The organism is Mucilaginibacter gracilis, assembly GCF_003633615.1.
In the GTDB taxonomy this organism is placed as follows: Bacteria; Bacteroidota; Bacteroidia; order Sphingobacteriales; family Sphingobacteriaceae; genus Mucilaginibacter; species Mucilaginibacter gracilis.
Genome location: NZ_RBKU01000001.1, coordinates 635,683 through 656,668 on the forward strand (window position 1 = coordinate 635,683; position 20,986 = coordinate 656,668).

Genomic DNA, 20,986 nt, shown 5'->3' on the forward strand with positions numbered 1-20,986 from the left:
ATTATACATATCACTATGAAAAATCTATCATTGATCGCCATCACTGTAATGGTTATTGGTTTAGCAGCCTGCGGAAGAAAAAAGCAACCAAATACCAGCAACCATATCAAAGTAGGCGTTGAGTCCGGGCCGGAATACACAGTGGCACAAGCAGCGCAAAAAGTCGCTAAAGACAAATACGGGCTGGACGTGGAACTGGTACAGTTCAACGACTATGTGATGCCTAATGAAGCGCTGAGCCAGGGTGATATCGATCTGAATGTTTTTCAGAATAAGCCTTACCTGGATGTACAGGCAAAACAGCGAGGCTATCATTTCGCCATCCTCGGCAACACCTTTGTTTACCCGTTGGCAGGTTATTCCAAAAAGATCAAAACCATTGCCGAATTGCAGGATGGGAATACGATTATCATTCCGAATGATCCAACGAACAGCGGCAGGTCTTTGCTTTTGCTGCAAAAGGCAGGTTTACTCAAACTAAAAAACAATGTGGGCCTGTTCCCGACCGTAAACGATATTATAGCCAATCCTAAAAATATAAAGATATTGCAACTGGAGGCCCCACAATTACCAAGATCACTGGATGATCAGAAAGTGACGATCGCGATCATCAATAATACATTTGCAGGACCGGCAGGCCTGGTGGCTAAAAGAGATGGCATTTTTGTGGAAGATGAGAAATCGCCTTATGTCAACATCATCGTATCAAGGGAAGATAACAAGGACCAGGATAATATCAAAAAATTCGTTAAAGCCTATCAATCTCCGGAAGTTGCCAACGCCGCAGAGGTCGCATTTAAGGGCGGGGCCATCAAAGGCTGGTAATTCCGATACTCACGCCTCGTAGTTTATGGCCAGTGTAAGAAATTATTCGTTGTGGAGTTATTCATTTCTTTTTTAAGCGCCACCCGAACAAAGCTTACGCCAGTTGGTTATATTGATATGAAAAATCCATTTGAAAAAGATGACCATACAGGGTTGATTGTTGGTATCGCTATTGGTGTGACGGCTGGTATTACTTTAGGTTGGCTGTTCCTGACAAAAAAAGGTGCCGAATATAGGGAACAGATTACAAACAGGTTTAAAGAAGTCATCAGCGACGATGCGGCTGAGTTGATCAGTGAAAAAACCATTATCCCGAAAAAGGGGGCCAAAGTAGCTACGGATATAGTGGTGAAATAATGACGCTTAAATAGATATGGAAAACCAGTTACGCAGCGCGCCAAAAGATCTGACGCAAGAAGAGCTTAAAGGCTTTTTTATCAGTCACCTGAACCGGATCTATTGCGCTAAAAGCCAGTTGATCGACAAGCTGCCTGCTCTTGTTAAAAATTCACATTTCCTTGACCTAAAACAGGCAATCGAAGAAACGATCGAAGTGGTCGGTAATCAGATCAGGCGGATGAAAGAAATTTATATCCGGCTGGATGCACATTACGAATCTGAAAGTTGTATCGGGCTGGTGGGCATTCTGGATGAAGCTTTTCAATCGATCGGCAAGCCGGGCGACAGCACAGGTGTCCGTGATCTTTCCATCTTATTTTACATGCAAAACATCGAGAGTATAGAGATGGCTTCTTTTAAGATGATGATGCTCGTCGCGGCGCAGCTTGAACAGCCGGATATCGCCCAATTGTTACTGGAATGTTATGATGAAGCGAGGGAGGATAAAATACTGTTTAAAGAAATCACTAAAAATTATTTTTGAAGGCAGTCGGCGCATCGACTGATATATAACATGAATGCGATTAAGTAAACACAGATCAAAAATGTGGGTGAGGCCAATATCAAAAACCGTTTCTCCTATTGACGTATTTTGCGTTTTTTAAATTGTGAGAATACATTCTCGAAATCCAGCACGACCCATAACGCATTCGCGTTATCAATCTCTTTGCCGGAAACCCGTTCCTGGATAATATTAAGGTAGCTGGCGCTGAACCTAATATTCTTGAAGATCTCATATCCGGCACCAATGTTGACCCGGTTCTGGTCGAATATATTGGGGTTGCTCGCAACGGCTTTACCGAACTGTATAAAAACCTCCTCAGAAACAAATACTGATAACGGTTTGTCTTTTGAAAATACATTCCGCAATGGCTTTTCTATCTTAGCCTGGTAGCGAACCCGCCAATTCGGCTGATAATTTCCGTTGTAAGCCAGATCCCGCAGCCGGTATTCGACACTATAACGGTTGGAATAATTGAACCAGCTCAACTTTTGCTCATTTTCCAGACGGATGCTGGAACGCCACTCTTTTACGCCCGGTTTTACATCATCTACACTGTTAAAAAAAACTTCCGAAACAAAATAACCAACCGGCGATACCGATATTTTCGTATTACTATTAAGCTTGTAATTCAGCCAGGGCCAGACACTCAGAAAGTGCGGCTCTGCAAATACATTTCCGGTTCCCGCGGACTGCGTTCTTTTTTGCAGGTAAAGTTCCCATTTGAATTTACTGTTGATGGTATCTGCCAGGATCAATCGTCCCCAAAATACACCGTGGGTATATTCTTTATTTTGGGCGTATAGGGTGGCACTAAGGAGCGTCAGGCAAGCGAGTAGTAGGCGTTTTTTCAAAGTCTATTAAATTAGTAGACAAAATAGATAAATTTATTATACTTTGGCAAGAGCGATTGCTAAAAGATAGTATAATACAGAGAAAACGTATAATTATTCCCGGACCCCTGGATGTCGTTATTGATATTATTTGCTTTTCTTAATGATGAGGTGCGCCAGGGCCGGGTCGTTCATCAACCTGTTCGTTTCCGATTCGATGATATCCCGAACATCCTGCCTGATCTGCATATAATGTCTTTGAACTATGGCATTATCAACCGGCTTAATTACCGGTATCGGTTTGTAGGCAGCCTCTTCTTTTTGAATAGCATCAAAGTCATTGATGATCTCGGCATGAAAAGCTTTAAGGGCGATCTTTTGCTGCGGCGTATCTGCCACGGAGCCAACAAACTCACCGCTCGATAATGCAGCAATTGTCGAAGCCGGTACAGCTGAATCCAGCTGTTTACTTTTACTGATGGACGTATCGCCACTGTTGATGCTCAGGCTTTCCCTGTCCTGCATGATCTTACCAATTCGTTCACTCAATTGCCTGGCGCTGTCGCCCGTTACCTGTCCCGATATCATATTACCTACGGTGTTGATGATCACATCCGCCTGTTCCTTGCCGTATTCTTTACGCAACTGGCTGATGTCCTGGATACCCAGGAAGGTGGCCACTTTATTCCCTCGGCCCGTCGAGATCGTAGGTACCACATCGGTGGTTAAGGTCGGAAATTCATCAAAAAATAAGATGCTTTTCAGCTTGTTCTTTTGATTGATCACCTTGAACATCCGGTTGGTATAAAGGGAAAGTACCGCGCCGTAGGTCAATATCTTTTGAGGATTATTGCCCATGCAAATCACTTTAGGATGCTCGGGGTTATTAATATCAAGGCTGAAATCGTTTCCGCTTAACACATAATACAATTGCGGCGATGAAAGCCTGGCTAAGGCGATCTTGGCGCTGGCGATCTGCCCCTCCAGTTGTTCCATCACGTCGTTCAGGTAGGCCGTGAGAAAAGGATTGATGAGCACTTCTATTTCTTTTTCCAGTCGCAATAAAGTAAACAGGTCATCATAATCCGTCTGGATCAATTCAATGGCATGGGGCAGTGTACAAAACTCACCGTTACGGTATTTTTTGAGAAACCAGATCACTTGAAACAATACAAAATCCATCAACTACATTGTCATGGAGAATATCCATGGCGTCAATAATCAAGGCTCCATCTGTAGAATTTTTACCGGAGGTATAGGAAAATTTTTGTATTGGTGTAAAGGACATTTCATTAAGTAAGTCTTTCCAACTATTCATGCCTTTTTCAGTCCAGTCACCGTAGATTCTTCTGATTGTTACTTTGCCATATTTAGAAACTTCCTCTAATATTTCCTTAAGTAACTTTGCCTGAGCGTTATCACCGTCTACTAACACGGCAATCTTATCATTCTTTTTTTCCAATTGTGATATATTAGGTGAGTGGCAATTTACTAATAATAGGATGAAAGTAAGCTATTGGAAATAAAAGATTTTACTGGCTAAGTTAAGAAGTTGTTTAAAGTTTAATCATGGCATGCTTTTCTCCGGGCCGAACAGCATATCGGAAATCCTTATCCTAATACTGTTGTTAACATCAAATTAGACATCAATACTAACAAGTGTGTTTAAAGTAGCATATAAACAGATCATAAACAACTTTCAAAATCCATTTTAAAGTATTTGATGGCCAAGAGCATTGCGCGTGCTTTTTTTAAAATGTGTGAGAAATGTGTGAGAATAAAAAAACCCAACTCGCCAGAGTTGGGTTAAATCATTGATTTTGAGGCTCCTGAGGCTGGGCTCGAACCAGCGACCCTCTGATTAACAGTCATATTTTACACATTACTGGTATTTTGTAATTCATTGTTATGTATTGATAATCAACATTTTATATATTTTTCATTATTGGGTAATTTGTGATATTTTGCGATTTGCTGTCCATTTTTCTGCAAATTTTCTGCAAATAATTCAATCGTTTTTCTTATATTTGTATTAGTAAATCGCACTATAAATCAGCATTTTATCTCATTTATTGTGATGCTTACATTTTGTTTGTTTCTGCAAATTTATACATTTAATTATTAAAATCATGAAAGCAGAGGTTTCTTTATATCTGGACACAAGGCGGGCATTGAAAGATGGCACTTACCCTTTAAAACTACACGTTTATTTTACCGCAAAAATGGAAGGCCGTGCTACAGGTATTCCCACTATTAAACGTGTTTTGGAACGTAATGGCTCTCCTGAACCATCTTTTCGCACAGATGATGAACGTACCTTTTTCGAAGTAGAAATATTTTGTCATCCTGCTTTTAAAAACGATGTTGTTCCTATAGATGATGCCCAAAAGGAAGTGGCAAGTAATAAGGAAGGTAATAGAGATGGTAATAGGGATGGTAATAGAGATGTTATTTTGTTATCCCCGAAACAAAAGGAAATATTAAACTTTTGTCAAAATCCCCAAAGCCGGGCAGATATATTCGATCACCTCGGCATTTCGAACCAGCCCAAAAATTACCGCCTGCATATTTTACCACTAATACAAGCTGGTTATATTACTCTTACGGAACCTAATAAACTTTCCAGTAAATATCAAAAGTATCAAACCAGCAATACGGCTCCCACTACATGAAATTCTTTTAATAAAATTCATTTGCCGTCAGTTAAAAGGATTTATAATAGTGTCGTTATATGCTAAAGTTCAATGCATTTATCGGCATGATAGAGTAAATGCTCGTTGCGCTGAACATAGCCAAGCTGATTGGTTAGCAATTTTGTATGACCTATTTTAAACTCAGGAATATTTTGGTGATGATGCCCGTAAATCCAATAATCCGGCGTGGTATCTGAAATCAAATCATCCAATATCGTTGCAAAAGCCTCGTTCAGGTAGTCTCCCTTATATTCAGGCGGGTAGTTCTTAAAAGTAGGAACATGATGCGTGACCACTACTTTTTTGCCCGGTGTATCTGCTTCCAAAGCGAGCGTAAAAACGTAAGACTATTTGCATGAAAATCATTATAGTCAAGGATTTGAAAACGCTTCCCATCATAACTAATTTGATAAAAATCATTCAGGCCACGTTCTATCCGCCAGCCATTTAACAGGCTTATGGACGACCATAAAGTGGAAAATAGCAACTGATGCGCGCCAATTTTTTTAACCACATTATTTATCAATGACACATTACTTCTGATCTTTTCTTCAAATGACCCCGATCTATTTGAAATATCACTTTGATAGTACTCGTGATTTCCTGGTATCCAATAGGTTGCTTCAAAGTGATCGCTGATATAATCAAAAAAGTCCTTTTGTTTGTCTATCCTGGTAAACAAAGTAACATCGCCAGCCAATATCAAAATGTCGCCTATGGGCTTAATGGGGGTAGCTTTTATATAGGCTTCATTTTGGGGGAATTCTAAATGAAGATCGGAGCAGTACTGTAAAATCACGGCGTTTCAAAATTAGAAAAAGGGCGCTTTAAAATCATTACTCAAGACAATTATCTGACTTAACTTTTTAAATTCACTTATTTGTATTGCTTTTAAATTGGAACGATATTAAAATAAGTTGACATAAGAATTACCATTACAGCAATAGCTTGTATTTCATGATTTCTCAATTAATCTTATTTCTTTGCCAAGATCTTAATCTGAAATTCAATGGAATCCGAAATAGCTTGATCCTTTAAATTATCAAAGAACTTTCCTGATTTATACCGGACATCCCATAATGTTCGATCAATAACCAGCTTACCATTGGCTTTGACAATTCCGCCCTTAATTTCCATTATCGCCGAAAAAGTAACCGGGTGTGTGATACCCTTGATCGTTAGGTTCCCGGTAACTTTTTTATGCTCACCATCTATCGATTCAACCTTAGTAATTACGATTGTAGAAAAAGGGAATCTTTTAACATCAAAAAAATCAGGATCTTTTAAGTGTTTAATAAGTTTATTATTCCTTCCGTAGTTTTTATCTTCAATTGTGTTCATGTCAATTTCAACCGTACCTCCCGTAAGTTGACCGTTTTCGATCATTAATTCTCCTTTTGATATATTGGCGTACCCGTCATGCTTCCCATGAACACTAGAACCTTCCCAGGTTATGACACTTTCCTTCGTATATATCATAAAATATTTTTTATCCCCAACATGTAAGGATATGGAGCTTGCCAATGTATTGGTTTCATTTTCCCCCGTTACAGGTCCACCGCAACCGAAGAAAAAAAGGGCAATAATTAAAATTAAATAGGTGGCATATCGCTTGTTGTTCATAAGTAAATTGAGGCTTTTGTTAGTTCTGTAACATCAAATTTTTTAAATTTATACTTCCACAATGAATTTCTTTATCGCTTGATCCAGCGTTATTTTTTGACCCATCGATTTTTATACTATAATAAAGATCATGCCCTTTCAGGCTTAGTCCTGCTCGCAATACACCACTAAGTGCTCCTTGAGTCGTTTGGCTAAGTATGACAACATAAAAACCACTCGATGCCTTTGGGCTGATAATTCTTTTTAAAGATGACGGTTTATGAATACTATTATCTAAAAAGGATTTTAACCCGGCTAGACCATAGTCATACATTGCTTCTTTATTAATGGTCATCGTATCGGGTGGAATCAATACTCTATGGTATTTGCCGGGGAAGCCCGGAACCTCATAGGGGTCTGCCGGAAAATCGATGTTCAATTCCAGCGATTCATCAGTTTCATTGATCAATCTGGTCCAAAATATAATTCTAAAATATTTCTTCCCATTAGGGTCAGTGTATGGTCCACCTTTTGGAAAGCTGTTTTGTATGATCAGATGTTTACCGGTAGCATCAGTATATACATACTTAGCATGGTATTTTTCATTAGAATCGGTGGAAGGGCGGGTGTCTTTGGTTTCTGACTTCTTAATATCTTTATTTGGTGCAGTTTGCTTTTGTCCGCAGGCCGTGGAAAAAGTAAACGCAATGAGTAAGGTGTAAAATGGTGTCTGCATCTTAATTCCGATAATATTATCAACGTTGTTCAGCGAAATTACTTCGAGATATTTCAGGGTTGGGAATTTGGATTGTAAATAAAAATGTAAACTTTGTAAATAAAATATTGACATGATATGATGGCCGAAATCTTCTTTAACCAGGCATAGAACTACGACCCATAGCCGGTTGTCTTATCTCTTTGATGAGATCAGGGCCCGTGCGAAATTTAATTCGGTATCTATCCCTATTAAAATATCATTTATTTTTGGAGTTACCTGATAATCCGGTTCAACACCCCTGCCTTTGGTATAAGCGACAGCGTTACTTGTTTTGATTAGTGGTATAGTCACTCTTATTTTAGTATTAGGTAAAACCAATCTGGCCGATTGATGGGAAGTATTCCCTTCCATGGTGCCGCCGCTTTCTTCGCCGATAAATATTGCCCGTCCGTTGCCTTTCAGAAAAGCAGCGACCACCGCCGCCATAGAACCTGACGCGCCATTGATCAGCACAAATAACTTCCCGGTATAATGATTGACATTAAGTGGCTGTTCCCCAAGCGAGGGCATATCGGCTTTTTTAAGGCTATACAAGCCGTTAGTTGTTTTACCGACCAGTGAATCAGCAAAAAAGAGGTCTTTACCGTTTTCCAGGTATTCAGCGACCGGTGCATACCCTTTAAACTTCACTTCTGTAGATTCGAAATGCTGATACGGCCTTGTCAATAGATAAGTCAGCAGTTTTTCACCCGTCCCGTCGCCGCCCTCGTTATTTCTCAGGTCAAGGATCAAATTTTCCGTATGCCTTACCTTTAAGGTGGTAAAAACACTATCGTATAAAACAGCAAAGTCCTGTTTAAAGCGTGTCCGGTGCCATTTCAGAAAAGAGGAAATACGCAAATAAGCAATATTCTTTTCAAGGTATTTAAAGGCTAATGGTGCCTCCAATTTGTTTCTGCCGTAGAAAAATTTCATATAGGATCCATGATCGAGACCCGCGACCGTTGCGATCTTCTTTTTTGACCGGTCAGCTACGTCGATATATTCCAGGCGATAGGCGGTCGTATCTCCTATAAAGATCGGGTAATTCAGATCAAAAAGGTTTTCTTCTTCCGTCATACTATAGTCTTCCAGGTGACGGGTATTAAAGGTTTGAATGTACCCGTCCGATGGGATGGTGGGCAATAAGATATCCAGCATTTCTTCAACTGTCTTTCCGTTGATAGATAGAATTTCCGATCCGGCCGGGATGGCACTGCCGGATGCTACCGTTTTGAGCACGTAAAACCTCCGGTCAATGATCTTTAAACAGAAAGGGAAATAATGATGCTTGTTTTCTAATGACCGGTAATAGGCTTTCGATGGTGTCGGGATCAAATGCTCATCATTCACTTTAGCGCAGGTCTTAGTGATGAGTTTATAAAAGTCAGTTTCAGACTCAGGTTGTGCTAGCGATTTTAAATTATCATCTAAATATTGGCTCATGATCAAACTGTCCGTAAACCGGTAAAGACTTGAATAGGTAGTTTCTAAAGCTTTTCTGAGGATGCCGTAGTCCTCCTTTAACTCTTTTGGACTATAATTCAAGGGGGTATTTTGACAATTGCCCCAAAAAGCTTTTGCGATCAGCATGAGCGTCAACATTATTTTGTTTTTTAAATTCAGCATCCGGTCGTTATCATTTCGTACACATTTATCTATTAAAGACTGGTTTTAAAAAAATTGGTTACACAAAAAGGCTCATTCACTTCTCAAACTATCTGCCGGGTTAGCAAGCGCCGCTCTGATGGATTGAAAGCTTACCGTGAGGATAGCGATCAACATGGCCGTTATACCCGCAGCGAAAAACATCCACCAACTGATATCGATCCGGTAAGCAAAGGTCTGCAGCCATTTTTGCACCCCCCACCAGGTAAAAGGCGTAATGATAAAAACCGCTAAAATCACCAGATAGATAAAATCCCTGCTCAATAGGGCGGCGAGCTGTGGGACACTGGCACCCAATACTTTTCGCACACCAACTTCTTTGGTACGCTGCCGGGTAAAGAAAGTCGTGAGTGCAAATAAGCCCATCACCGAGATCATGATGGCAACAAGCCCAAAAAAGGTAATGATCTTTTCCAGGCGTGCGTATGAAATAAACAATTGCTCAAAGTTTTGGTCGACAAAAGAATAGCGGAGCGGGAAGGCAGGTTCTATTTTTTTCCAGGCCTGGGTGATCCCAGCGATAGTCCGCTGAACATGCCTGTTATCCAATTTAACAAGCATGGTGCTACCAAATTGCATCAGGCAGGGTTGATGGTTACCAATGGTGAACACCACAGGCTGCACCCCGCTTTCAAATCCCTGCACATTAAAATCTTTAACTACGCCTACGATCCGCACCGGTGTACTGTCACAACCAGGGAAGGCGATGATCTCTCCGACAGGATCGGGCAGTCCTAATTTTTGGGCGGCGGCCTCGTTAATAACAGCTGAACGTGTTTGCTGATCCTGCACCTCTTCTGTAAAAAGGCGGCCCTTTTTCAAAGATACACCGAGGGTTTGGAAATAATCGGTACTGACTTTAACCGACCGCATACGATAGGCTGCACCCTTGTTTTTGAATGGGATCGTCGAAGTATCAACGCCAAAATTATCGCCCGGTACACTTGTGGTTTTGGCAACGCCAATAACCCCCGGTACCGAAAGCAGCACGTTACGGGCTTGATCAAAGCCTTGTTCACGGATTTCCGGCCGGGCCTCCACGCGGATCAACTGATCAGCTGAAAAACCCTTGTCCCTGTTTTGCATAAAGCTCAGCTGGCTTTTGATGACAATGATGCCGGTGATAAAAAACACCGATACCATAAATTGCACGACGATGAGACTGTTTCGAAACAGTGTTCCTTTACTACCTGTAGAATAACTGCCTTTTAAAACTTTGACAGCGTTAAATTTCGAGAGGTAGACCGCGGGGTATAACCCCGACAGCAAGATAATTCCCACTAAACTACTGATCAGTTGAAGGACAACACGCAGCATTTCGTGCGGTTGCAAAAAACCGATGTTGATATTGAACGAACGGTTGATATAGGGTATGCCCAAAGCCAGCAGCATAACAGCTAAAATCAAACTCGCCAGGCATTGTATGGAAGTCTCGGCCATGAACTGTAAGATCAATGGCATACGGCCCGCTCCCATCACTTTGCGTATACCGACCTCCTTTGCCCGGCTGATCGAACGCGCGATGGCCAGGTTGCTGAAATTGATGGCTCCTGCCAGTAGCAGTAGAATCGCTAAAACCAGTAGAATGGTTACTGTTGAAAAATTACTGCTGCCATGTTTCGGGAAATTGTGAAAACGTGGCACCTGGTCAACAAACAGGTTGGTTTTAGCGCCAGCTTTCGTATAGTTTTCGAAAGATACGCCATCGGCTTTGATGCGCGCATTGTAATAAAGCCGGTTGATGGCGGTTTCGATCGTTGCATCGTTTTCTGCCCGCCTGAGCTTGATATAGGTTTGACAGGAATAGTTGTCCCAGGTATTATCGTGCCGCCCGAAAGGATCGTGTATCAGCATGCCGACCGGCAGATGAGTTGCCCCCGGCTGATCCTCCAATATACCCGTCACCACCAGCTCAGCACGATCGTTTAGTTTGATCGATCTGCCCATGGGGTCTTCACTGCCAAATAATTTACGGCCCAGGTCCCTGGTCAGTATGGCCGTCCTTGGCGCGTTCAGCGCGGTAGCCGGATTACCAGTTGCCAGCTGATAAGGAAAAACCTTTAAGAAATTCGAATCGACCGTAACCAGATCTTTTTGATAAATTTTGCGGTCTCCGGCAGCAAGCAGCGCTTCGCGATCACCTGACGACTGTAACATGGTAGCAGCTGCGGCATTTTGATATTCCTGCGCCAGGAAACCGGCCAGCGAGGTAGGTGTATTACTTATAAAGTCTTCGTTTTGGCGTAGGGAAACATGATAGACCTTATCCAGTTCCGGACTCCATTTGTCATAACCCAGTTCATAGTTCGTGTACAGCAGGATGACTATAAAGCTGCACAAACCGGCTGCCAGACCGATCATGTTAATGGAACTGTAGGCGATGCCGCGTACGGTATTGCGCCAGGCGATCTTCAGGTAATTGCGAAACATAGCGGGACGATTAATTTTTTGATGCAAAACTACCGGCCTGTTTATCGCAAAACGTTCCAATTTAGAAAATGGTCGCTCTTTTTTATACTCTGCCGGGCTTTTCCCTGTCATTTGCTTGAAAATTCGGTTGAAGGTCGTTTTAGAATTGAACCCCGATTCATAAGCGATGCCCAGCAGGGTGAGATGTTTATATGAGGGATCATGCATTTTGGCCATCACATCCCTGACCCGAAATTCATTGATAAAATCGCTGAAGTTTTTTTTGAGCCCAAGGTTAATGATCCTTGATAATTCATGGGCGGGCATACCCAGTTGCTCAGCAAGGGACCCCACACTCAGTTCAGGGTCCTGGTACAGGAGTCCGGCTTCGATCTTTTTCTTTAATAAATTACTCTTTTGTTTCAAGCCTGCCGAAAGGGACGATCGGGAAAGCAATGGTGCTTCGATGGACCTGTCGACGCCAGATCTGAAAAATACCAATATGCCCATTCGGATGACCATCGCAATCATTAGCAAATACAGGGGGTAATAAACCTGCTTGTTTAAACCAAAGTGAAAACCTACATAATCAATAACAGTCAGCGGTATCCATAATGATAGCGCTATACCAAAACTGGTCAATTGCTGGTCTAACCAGCGCCATTCATACCGGTAACGATCTCCTTCGTTAAATTTCAGGCTTCTGTAAAAACGTTCGATCAAACGGTGAGACAGGTATAAGTAAGCGCCGACCGATATAAATAGCAACGGTTTTCCGATAGCGGTAGCTAAGGGTAAGCAAACAGGGGAGAAATGCAAGAGATCCTTCCAATCTAACCGGCATGCCGGTCGCGTAGTTTTTCTGACATAAAAATAGATAAAAGGCCCAAAGGCCAGTGAAAATGGCAGGAGAAAGGTGGATATTTCCAACAACCAGGCGATCCATAATACCATTGCAACCAGCGCAAGGGCAAGAAATCGATTGGCGACGCGATCAATATCTCTTTTGCACCATAGCTGTAAAGCAAAATTCAGCCCGATAAACAGCATTCCTAAGAATGCCATGTCGTAAAGGGTGATATGTAACGTATATAGTTTCAAACGCGTTAATAACTCAATAAAGTTCAGCAAAAAAGTATTTAATGATTGATGATGATTATAATATTCAACTTTATTGGCCGCCCTGGTAACCGGATCTTTTAAAAAAATCGGTGACAGCATCGGTGTTGGCGTAATCAAGTTCGATGATCGCTTTGAGCGCCGCTTTTTTATCGGTCGCCTGAGCATAATAGGCCTGGCAGATCCGGTAGCCGACAAAATAGCCGAGGTCGGGTGCCGGCAACGCCGGGTTCGGGCCGGTGCTCACCCAATTATCATTGTTTCGTGTATACATTTCTTTTTGAAAGGATCGCCACACTTCCTTTTCATGTGCAGGTCCATAGGCCATATAGGGTGTTTTGGCAGGAATAGCTGTTACCAAGCCGGCCACAAAGTCGCAGGCCCCTTCCCGGATCGCCGAGGTTAATACGTTGATCTGCTGGAAATCGGGCCGCTTTTGCTGTGTGTGGGTATATTCATGGATGCCCATGCGGACCAATTGATCACCCGTTAGCGCCGGGTCATTCAAAACCACTTCAACACCGATAAGCGACAGGTTGCCGCGAATAGTACCGCCCTGCTGTCTTAACCCGACGATCAGGAATGACTGCGCGGGCCGGAGGTCCGGGTATACCTGTCGGAAACGGCCGATCTCTTGTTCCAGGTGCCACACGGCCGTATCGATCAGTGGTTTTTTCAGGTGGAGGTTATCCCAAAATCCGGGATCAGCTTTCAGTAAGGCCAGCCATTTAAAGTCCAGGCCGTCCTTATTGCGCATAAATGCTTTTAACCCTTCGCTTGCCCTGGCGATGTACAGCCGGTTCACCAGGTCCCGTTGCCTGGCCGTATCGCCGGTAGCCGTAATGCTGTCCCGCATGGTCCAGAAGTTTTCCCAATCGGTTTGAAAGACTTGCTGCGCGCGGCTAAGCGCGGGGAATAACAAAAACAGGATGATCATTTTTTTCATGACAATTGTTTAGTGAGGTATCAGCTCATTCTGCCCTTAAACTCTTAACCGGATTCGTAATCGCAGCTCTTATGGATTGAAAACTGATGGTGATCAGTGCGATCAATACGACTAATAAACTGCCTGACAGGAATAACCACCAGCTCACCGTGATCCGGTAAGGATAATTTTGCAACCACTTATTGGTTGCTATCCACGCGAACGGCATGGATATAGCCAGTGCAATAAAGATCAGCTTGACAAAATCTGCCGAAAGGATAGTCACGATGCTGCTTACCGAAGCGCCGAGCACTTTGCGTACGCCGATCTCTTTTACGCGTTTCTCTACAGCTAACACCGACAAGCCGAATAAACCAATACACGATATAAAAATGGTGAGTACGGCACTGAACAGGATAATTTGCTTCCACCTGGCTTCGCTCGCATAGCTCTGTTCATTTTTCTCCTGTTTAAACGTGTACGCGAACGGGCTGAAAGGAAACAAGCCTTTAAAGGTATTGGCGATATATTGCAGGCTTGCGGTTTCAGTACCGGGTTTAATTTTGATGTGGAGCATACCATAGCTGTTTCCAGGGTTCATGGTAAAAAATTGTGGCGTTATTTTTTCAGTTAATGGCTTGTAATGATAATTCTTGACTACGCCTACTACAGTATAGGATTCACCATTGAAGGTGTTGATTTGCTCGCCTATGGGCTGTTTCCAGCCGGCTTCCTGTACAAATGCCTCATTTACTAAAGCCGACTGCGTTGCATCTGCCGGATATTTATCGGAAAAATTCCGCCCTGCAATTACCGGTACTTTAAGTAACGGCAAGTAAGCAGCATCAATAGTTTCTACAGCAATGTTTACCTGCTGGTCGCCGCTTACTTTTACAGTATTGTTGTTGTCGCCGCCATTTTTTGGAGCGACATCAATCATATTGGGATTTTTCATTAATTCCTGTTTAAATACAGCGGCTTCATTTCGTGTTAATTGGGATTTATTTACCACGATCAAGTTATGGTCGTCATAACCGAGATTTTGTGTAGTCAGGAAATTAAACTGTAAATAAATGGTAATGGCCCCAACGATCAGAAAAGAGGCCAGCGCAAATTGGAATACCACCAGGGCTCTTTGCAAATAATTTTTTCCGGCAAGGTTAAAGCGGCTGTACAAGGTCTGAACGGGATGGTAATTTGATAAAACCATTGCGGGGTAAATTCCTGCTGATAAACTGGTGATCAAAAAGAGCGCGATATAATAAATAATCAGCTTTACATTAAGCAGGTAAGAAAGCGATAGCACTTTATTCGATAAGCCGCTGAATACCGGCAAAATGACCACTACAATACCCAACGCAAGGGTAAAAGCGATCAGGCAAAGCATAAACGACTCACTCAAAAATTGTATCCGCAATTGCCTGGTAGTTCCCCCGATCACTTTTCGTATGCCGATCTCTTTGGCACGTTTCACGGAGCGTGCTATGGTAAGGTTCACAAAATTGATACAGGCGATCAGCAACACAAAAACGGCAATTGCTGAAAGAATATAAGAAAACTCAGGGTTGCTTTTATCGCTCAGTATTTCATTCCCATCCGGTACCAGCTTACCCAAATGAATAGCGGTAAGCGGCTCCAGCAGATAAGAAATGCCGATACTTTTTACTTTATATTTACTTTTGATCTCGCTGATGGCTTTACCCGCATCGGATTCGAATACCCCGTCCATTTTGTTTTGAAGGGCTTTAATCTCTGCACCTGGCGAAAGCACCACGAATGTGCTGAGAAAGGAATTGAACCAATTACCGTTATTGCTTTCATCCATGGCCGAAACTTTCAACGGCAGCAATACCTGAAATTTGATTGATGAATTGTCCGGGCAATTTTTGGCCACTCCGGTGATCACATGCGGGTTAAAAGTGCTGTCTTGGCGGATGAAAATTACTTTACCAACGGCGTTTGAACTGCCAAAAAGCTTCTTAGCCATTTCTTCCGTGATCACAGCCGAATTGGGTTCGGTTAATACCGACCTTGCATTGCCGCTTAGCAAAGGGAAATTAAACACGGAAAAAAAATTAGCATCGACCAGGCAGACCGACTGTGACCGGATGTCACTCTCCGTTTTAATATCAGCGCGCGCCGGCTGGAAGCGGACGAAGGTTTTTATTTCCGGGATGCTTGCAGCAAACCTTGGTCCGGGGAAATAGCCGGTATAGCTGCCGTTAGAAACACTCCCGTCTGTTTTCGTTGTTTGCTTATCGATACGGTAGATCTGGTCAACGTTTTGATGAAAGCGATCATAGCTCACTTCATCCTGCACATAAACCAAAATAAGCATCGCACAGGCTAGCCCAATGCTTAACCCTGCGATATTGATGAAGGAATACGCCCTATTTTGCAACAGGTATCTGAACGTGGTTTTAAAATAATTGCTGAACATATAATTGCGGTTTAATTTTTCTTCGGCCCACACCAAAGGGCTTTCCGAACGCAATATTAGGGGACTTATTCGTGGCGGTGCTGCCAACTTATCAATTGGCAGTTCTTTTCTTAGGCTATTTTTGTATTCCAAAGGGGTTTTGCCGGTCAGCTCTTTAAAAACGCGGTGGAAAGTTCTTTCGGAGTTGAACCCTGAGTCATAAGCGATACCTAATAAGGTAAGCCGGTCATTTTCCGGGTCGCGCATTTTCCGGGCAATTTCACGCACACGGAATTCATTGATGAAGTCGCTGAAATTCTTTTCCAGTCCCTGGTTGATCATACGGGAGAGGTCATGCGGATGGATCTTCAGCTTTTGCGCGAGGGTGGCCAGCGTCAGTTCCGCATCCGTGTAAAGGCGATTTGTAGCGACAACTTCCCTTAATCTTCTGCCTTTCTCCCTGGCATCAGACCGATCAGTTATGGGCATGGTCAACTGGAGACCATTATCCGCTTTCCGTATCACATCCACGGCCATACCGATCAGGGCTAAAGCAATGGTCAAACAAATAGTATCATCAAACATGGATAACAGGCAAAACAAGCCAAGCAGGACGAGCGCCTTGTTCAATCGTTGGAAAGCAAAACGCGGCCGGTCCATTGTTACCGGCCGCAGGCGGCGATAAAATCCCTCAATCATCCCGTGCGCCAGGTACAAATAAACGATGACCGAAATTAAAACCAACCAGGTGGGCACCCAATAACTTACAAGCAAAATGCAAAAATGAAGTATATTTCTCCGGTGGAACCGCCCGTCTGGTGATGTAAGTTGCCGTACATAAAAGTATAGTAGCGGCCCCAAAGCTGGCAAAAAAAACGGTGTCAATCCCCCGGTCTTTAATACGGCTACGGCCAAGGCTGCGCTTAAAAATAAATTCGCTGTTCGCTCAGGCCTTTTTGCGGATACTAAAAGCAGCGCAAGGGTTAGCCCCGAGAACAACGTTCCAAGTGAGGCCAGGTCATACAGGCTAATATGAAAAAAATGAAACTCCAAGTATTTAGTGTCTTCAATCATTGTTCCGAAATATTTAAGTCATTGATTGTCAGTAAATCGTGTAAAACCCTAACTTATTGGCGTAACAAAAACGAACAGCTGACCGTTCGCTTTTGATCCTTATGTATATGACGGTACTGAATAAAAAGTGTTACAGCTACCATTTTCTTGTCGACAAGGGGTATGGATCGGCTTAGTTCCCCAGCATCTTACGATCTATGCAACCTGCTTGAATAAATGTAATTGTAGGCGATGTTTAACGGAATTAAAAGTGGGTTTTGACCATCACGATCTCCAAAATAAGTTGTAATAGGTTGTTAAACAAAATCCTGCAAAAAGGAACGGATGTTTTTTTTGTAGCTTTCTTCTGAAAATTTTCTGCATTTTTAAAAAACCCCACTCTGGCGAGTGTGAAAAAGGAAGAGATAAATATCTCCTCCTTTTCATTATGATTAAATTTTAAACATTAAATTGATGATCCCCATAAAAAGTATAATAAAAAGCGTTGTTATAATCGCAGTCTTTCATCTATCCGCTTACGGGCAAAATTCAACGGATACCACAAAACACAACACGGTGGCAACTGTCAGCAATGAGGAAAAAGAAGAAGAATACCGGTTGCATAATGACTGGGCAAATCTTAAATATTACCAGGATGACAATAAAAAACTGGGCACTGATAAAAAGGACTTAGTATTACTCATAGGTGATTCCATTACCTAGCTTTGGGCAGAAACCGATTCCTCCTTTTTCAAGACCAATAAGAATTACATTGACCGGGGGATAAGTGGGCAAACCACCCCGCAGTTGCTCTTGCGTTTCAGGCAGGATGTAATTAACCTTAAACCTAAAGTGGTGGTGATATTAGGCGGCACAAATGATATCGCGGGCAACACAGGCCCGGCAACTATCAACGAAATTTTCGGCAACCCGTTATCCATGATCGAACTGGCAAAAGCAAACCACATCAAGGTGGTCATCTGTTCTGTACTGCCTGCATTTGATTATTTCTGGAATGAAGACATCAAGCCGGCCGGCAAAATTGTTATGCTCAATCATAAATTAAAAACCTATGCTGCCGCACATCATATCGTCTATCTGGATTATCACACTGCCTTGAAAGATGGCCAGGACGGTTTTAAAAAGAACCTGACCAGGGACGGCGTTCATCCCAATATAACAGGGTACAAAACAATGGAGCCGTTATTAAAGAATGCATTAAAAAGTATTGAATATTGTGATTTGCTTTCATTGAAATAACTATGAGTTAATCTGACAGCTAATGAAAAGGCTGGATTTTAAAATCCAGCCTTTTCATTAGCAAGCCGACCCTTAGATAGTCTTAGTGGCTTCTTCCACCTTTTTTATCACAAAAGGATTATTGGAATGACTTTTAACCTCACCGTTCCAGGCCAACCCCTTTCTTAATTGATGAACTATTTATTATCGTTGCCACATAGCTCCTTTCCTTGTTGTTTATTCAAAAATAATAATTACTTAGCCCGCTTCTTTGTAACTGCAGCCTTGCCCTTTAATTTTTTTAGCTTATCGTTCGCCAACTTACTTTCCTCTGCGGCCTGTTTCGCTTCAAATGCCGCTTCTGACATCGTTTGCTGTTCATCAATATTAGCCTTTGACTTTTTAATATAAAAGTCGGCGTTAGCCGTATAAGCGCTGTCAATATATTTCGCCACATCGGGGTAAAAGCCACGCAGGATAAGAAATTTATTTGTTTCATCAGCCCTGCGGCTATTTTCAATCCATAAGCTTATCGATATGGCGAGCATAACGACGACCGCAAGCCCTAAACCTAAAATTGTCCTGATAACAAACTTTGATTTGGTGTCAAACTGAACATTATACTTGACTGGTATCTCTTTAGGTATGGCATTGATCTTTTCATCAAACCCGTTCAATTGTTTATCAAAACGCTCTAACTGCTTGGTGTTTTCCAATGTCCGCATTTCGGCTGTTTCGGTTACCTTAGCTTCCAATTCGTTTACTTTGGACGGCAGGGCAGCTAAATCAAGTTCCTCAATTTTCGACTGCCTTTTTTCGAGGGTGGTAACTTTTTTAGCCATACTGTCTATAATCTCCTGCTGCACATTATTTTCTTCGTTGGTTTCCATGTCTTTAATATTTTTGTTGTTCGTTAATTTGTTAATTACTACCTGCTGATTCCATGACTTTGATCTTGTTCCTCACCCTTTCTCTTTTTGCGCCGGTAAGCGTCATCCGGTTCGGGGGTAATCCCCCCTGGCAACTGTTCAAATAATTGTAAAGCTTCCTGCAAAAAACTGGTCTGCGGCTCTTTGTGAATGATGGTTGGCTCTTTGCCCTGTAGTTCATCAATGACCTGCCTTAACTGATCGGCTAACTTGGCTGGCTTCGCCTGAGTTTGTTGTTGCTGTACCTGCTCCTGTATTGCTTTGCTTAATTTGCCATAGCTTAAACTGCGGTCGATTTCTGAACCTTTAAACTTATACTTGCCCTTACTGAAACTGATACCCTGTATCTCCAAAGTGCCGCTTTTGTATTTAAACTGCATCCCGATACCCTGTTTAGCCAGTTCGTGTTTAAGTTGAACCATATTGCTCACTTTTTTACTGGCTGCTTTTATGGTATCATGCAGTTCATATTTCAGCTTGTCTATCCCTTTTAATTGCGGACGGTTAACCTTTTGCTTACCCTGTCCGATGTGCATCCCGTGTTTTAAGGTTAGTTCTTTGCTGATCTTAATATTTTTAAGGTGCTGAAAATTGTCGGCTATCGTCTTTCCATTATTATTTACCCGGTTATAAACGATATGTATGTGCGGATGCGCCCGGTCTTTGTGTTTGACAATCAATACCTGTGTGTCCTGTATTTTCATTTTTTGCAGGTACTCTTTGGCTATGCTGACCATTTTTTCGTCGTTCAACTTTTCTTTGTCCTCCGGACTCCAGCTCAAAGCAATATGTCCAACCGCCTGACCTAAACCGGGGTTCATTTTCCGTTGCATATTAAAATCGTCTATGGTGTGCGCAATCTTATCGATGCGCACGCCATCCGAATAAAGTATGGCCGCATCTTTTTTCAGGATGTTATACTCGATACAGCCGCCGAAGCTTTTGCCGGGTTTAGGTATCTTTCCGATCATCGCTATTGAAATATTTCAATGCCTGGTCAATCTCTACCATCAGCCCATCGCATTTACGGGCAACCGTTAAAAGACCGTCCCGGTGCGCCAATTTGGTTAGTTGGTTCAAGTTATTGGCCATTCCCGCGAGCATCCGCATGATCTGTAAATCTTCCGGTTTTAACCGGGCGATAACCCGCGCGGCTTTAGCCGCCGCCCTGAACCAATCGCTGATTTTCATACCCGCTTCTTTGGCTCTTGAGGCTATCATAAAATGCTCGGTGGCGGTTAGCCTGACCTTGATATGCACTTCCCGTCTGACGTTAATTTTCGGTCTGCCACCCTTATGTTTCGGTTTGCCTGTAACTGGCATTGCCGTTGTTTTTACTCCTAATTCCATACGCTATAATCTGTCTTTATCAAGCCTATTTTCTGTCTTTCCCTTTTTGCAACCAACGGGCGCAAAAAGCAAGTTTGCCGTTCAGCCGTAGGCTGCAACGGAGTTTTTGGGTACCAAAAACACAAACTTGCTTCCTATCGGCAAATGCCTTTGGTTAACGGCCTCCGGCCGGTATAGACAACTATACAGCTATACCGCAAGCGGTATGCTGTGCCGCCTTTTTACCAAAGCTTCGCTTTGTGTTTTACTCGTTGCCTATCCGAT

20 protein-coding genes are annotated in these 20,986 nt (G+C 42.6%); 6 read left to right on the forward strand and 14 right to left on the reverse strand.

The genetic code is table 11. The annotated features are described in order from the left end of the window. Positions 1-15: 15 nt before the first annotated feature. From metQ to BDD43_RS02675, 3 genes are read left to right on the forward strand one after another with little or no spacing between them, the layout of a single operon-like run. The gene (gene metQ, locus BDD43_RS02665) at positions 16-825 is read left to right on the forward strand and encodes a methionine ABC transporter substrate-binding lipoprotein MetQ (protein ID WP_211339646.1); all 810 of its coding nucleotides are present in this window, start codon (positions 16-18) and stop codon (positions 823-825) included. A gap of 51 nt (positions 826-876) precedes the next feature. Next, positions 877-1,182 (forward strand): YtxH domain-containing protein, encoded by a 306-nt coding sequence (locus BDD43_RS02670; RefSeq protein ID WP_121196235.1) that lies wholly within the window; start codon positions 877-879, stop codon positions 1,180-1,182. A gap of 16 nt (positions 1,183-1,198) precedes the next feature. Next, entirely contained in the window at positions 1,199-1,708 is a 510-nt protein-coding gene (locus BDD43_RS02675; protein ID WP_121196237.1) for a DUF892 family protein, read from the forward strand. A 95-nt stretch (positions 1,709-1,803) separates the two neighbouring features. On the opposite strand, the gene BDD43_RS02680 is transcribed toward BDD43_RS02675, so the two are convergent. The 3 genes from BDD43_RS02680 to BDD43_RS02690 form a co-directional block, all read right to left on the reverse strand. Next, complete coding sequence (locus BDD43_RS02680) at positions 1,804-2,580, reverse strand: DUF2490 domain-containing protein (RefSeq protein WP_121196238.1); 777 nt, start codon at positions 2,578-2,580, stop codon at positions 1,804-1,806. 126 nt (positions 2,581-2,706) lie between these two features. Next, positions 2,707-3,720, reverse strand: a complete 1,014-nt coding sequence (locus BDD43_RS02685; RefSeq protein ID WP_317128741.1) for a type IV secretory system conjugative DNA transfer family protein — start codon at positions 3,718-3,720, stop codon at positions 2,707-2,709. After that, positions 3,692-4,021, reverse strand: a complete 330-nt coding sequence (locus BDD43_RS02690) for an NYN domain-containing protein (RefSeq protein WP_317128742.1) — start codon at positions 4,019-4,021, stop codon at positions 3,692-3,694. The genes BDD43_RS02685 and BDD43_RS02690 overlap by 29 nt, the downstream gene beginning before the upstream one ends. 667 nt (positions 4,022-4,688) lie before the next feature. On the opposite strand from BDD43_RS02690, the gene BDD43_RS02695 reads away from it, so the two are divergent. Further along, entirely contained in the window at positions 4,689-5,231 is a 543-nt protein-coding gene (locus BDD43_RS02695) for a hypothetical protein (protein WP_211339647.1), read from the forward strand. A 62-nt stretch (positions 5,232-5,293) separates the two neighbouring features. On the opposite strand, the gene BDD43_RS30490 is transcribed toward BDD43_RS02695, so the two are convergent. The 8 genes from BDD43_RS30490 to BDD43_RS02730 form a co-directional block, all read right to left on the reverse strand. After that, positions 5,294-5,578 carry a metallophosphoesterase family protein gene (locus tag BDD43_RS30490; RefSeq protein ID WP_246001419.1) on the reverse strand — a complete coding sequence of 95 codons (285 nt, stop codon included), beginning with the start codon at positions 5,576-5,578 and terminating at the stop codon, positions 5,294-5,296. Further along, positions 5,548-6,051 carry a metallophosphoesterase gene (locus BDD43_RS02700; RefSeq protein WP_246001421.1) on the reverse strand — a complete coding sequence of 168 codons (504 nt, stop codon included), beginning with the start codon at positions 6,049-6,051 and terminating at the stop codon, positions 5,548-5,550. The genes BDD43_RS30490 and BDD43_RS02700 overlap by 31 nt, the downstream gene beginning before the upstream one ends. Before the next feature lie 176 nt (positions 6,052-6,227). Beyond that, positions 6,228-6,875: a YceI family protein gene (locus BDD43_RS02705; RefSeq protein WP_008506593.1), complete on the reverse strand. Its 648-nt coding sequence runs from the start codon at positions 6,873-6,875 to the stop codon at positions 6,228-6,230. Between the two features lie 19 nt (positions 6,876-6,894). After that, positions 6,895-7,704, reverse strand: coding sequence for a hypothetical protein (locus BDD43_RS02710; protein WP_008506595.1), 810 nt, complete (start codon positions 7,702-7,704; stop codon positions 6,895-6,897). Between the two features lie 60 nt (positions 7,705-7,764). Continuing rightward, entirely contained in the window at positions 7,765-9,216 is a 1,452-nt protein-coding gene (locus BDD43_RS02715) for a S41 family peptidase (protein ID WP_157543880.1), read from the reverse strand. A gap of 96 nt (positions 9,217-9,312) precedes the next feature. Beyond that, positions 9,313-12,909 (reverse strand): ABC transporter permease, encoded by a 3,597-nt coding sequence (locus tag BDD43_RS02720; protein WP_008506599.1) that lies wholly within the window; start codon positions 12,907-12,909, stop codon positions 9,313-9,315. Then, the gene (locus BDD43_RS02725; protein ID WP_008506600.1) at positions 12,860-13,753 is read right to left on the reverse strand and encodes a hypothetical protein; all 894 of its coding nucleotides are present in this window, start codon (positions 13,751-13,753) and stop codon (positions 12,860-12,862) included. Before BDD43_RS02725 ends, BDD43_RS02720 begins: the two co-directional genes overlap by 50 nt. Positions 13,754-13,778: 25 nt before the next feature. Next, positions 13,779-17,225, reverse strand: a complete 3,447-nt coding sequence (locus tag BDD43_RS02730; RefSeq protein ID WP_008506601.1) for an ABC transporter permease — start codon at positions 17,223-17,225, stop codon at positions 13,779-13,781. Between the two features lie 453 nt (positions 17,226-17,678). Between BDD43_RS02730 and BDD43_RS30365 the strand changes: the two genes are divergently transcribed. Beyond that, entirely contained in the window at positions 17,679-17,927 is a 249-nt protein-coding gene (locus tag BDD43_RS30365) for a hypothetical protein (protein ID WP_050982082.1), read from the forward strand. A gap of 48 nt (positions 17,928-17,975) precedes the next feature. Then, entirely contained in the window at positions 17,976-18,464 is a 489-nt protein-coding gene (locus BDD43_RS30370; RefSeq protein WP_083839327.1) for a GDSL-type esterase/lipase family protein, read from the forward strand. A 233-nt stretch (positions 18,465-18,697) separates the two neighbouring features. Here BDD43_RS30370 and BDD43_RS02740 read toward each other — a convergent pair whose 3' ends face one another. From BDD43_RS02740 to BDD43_RS02750, 3 genes are read right to left on the reverse strand one after another with little or no spacing between them, the layout of a single operon-like run. Then, positions 18,698-19,333: a hypothetical protein gene (locus BDD43_RS02740; RefSeq protein ID WP_008506602.1), complete on the reverse strand. Its 636-nt coding sequence runs from the start codon at positions 19,331-19,333 to the stop codon at positions 18,698-18,700. A 38-nt stretch (positions 19,334-19,371) separates the two neighbouring features. After that, positions 19,372-20,343: a DUF945 family protein gene (locus tag BDD43_RS02745; protein ID WP_008506604.1), complete on the reverse strand. Its 972-nt coding sequence runs from the start codon at positions 20,341-20,343 to the stop codon at positions 19,372-19,374. Beyond that, on the reverse strand, positions 20,324-20,722 hold the full coding sequence (locus BDD43_RS02750) for a plasmid mobilization protein (RefSeq protein WP_008506606.1): 399 nt from the start codon (positions 20,720-20,722) through the stop codon (positions 20,324-20,326). Before BDD43_RS02750 ends, BDD43_RS02745 begins: the two co-directional genes overlap by 20 nt. Positions 20,723-20,986: the final 264 nt, after the last annotated feature.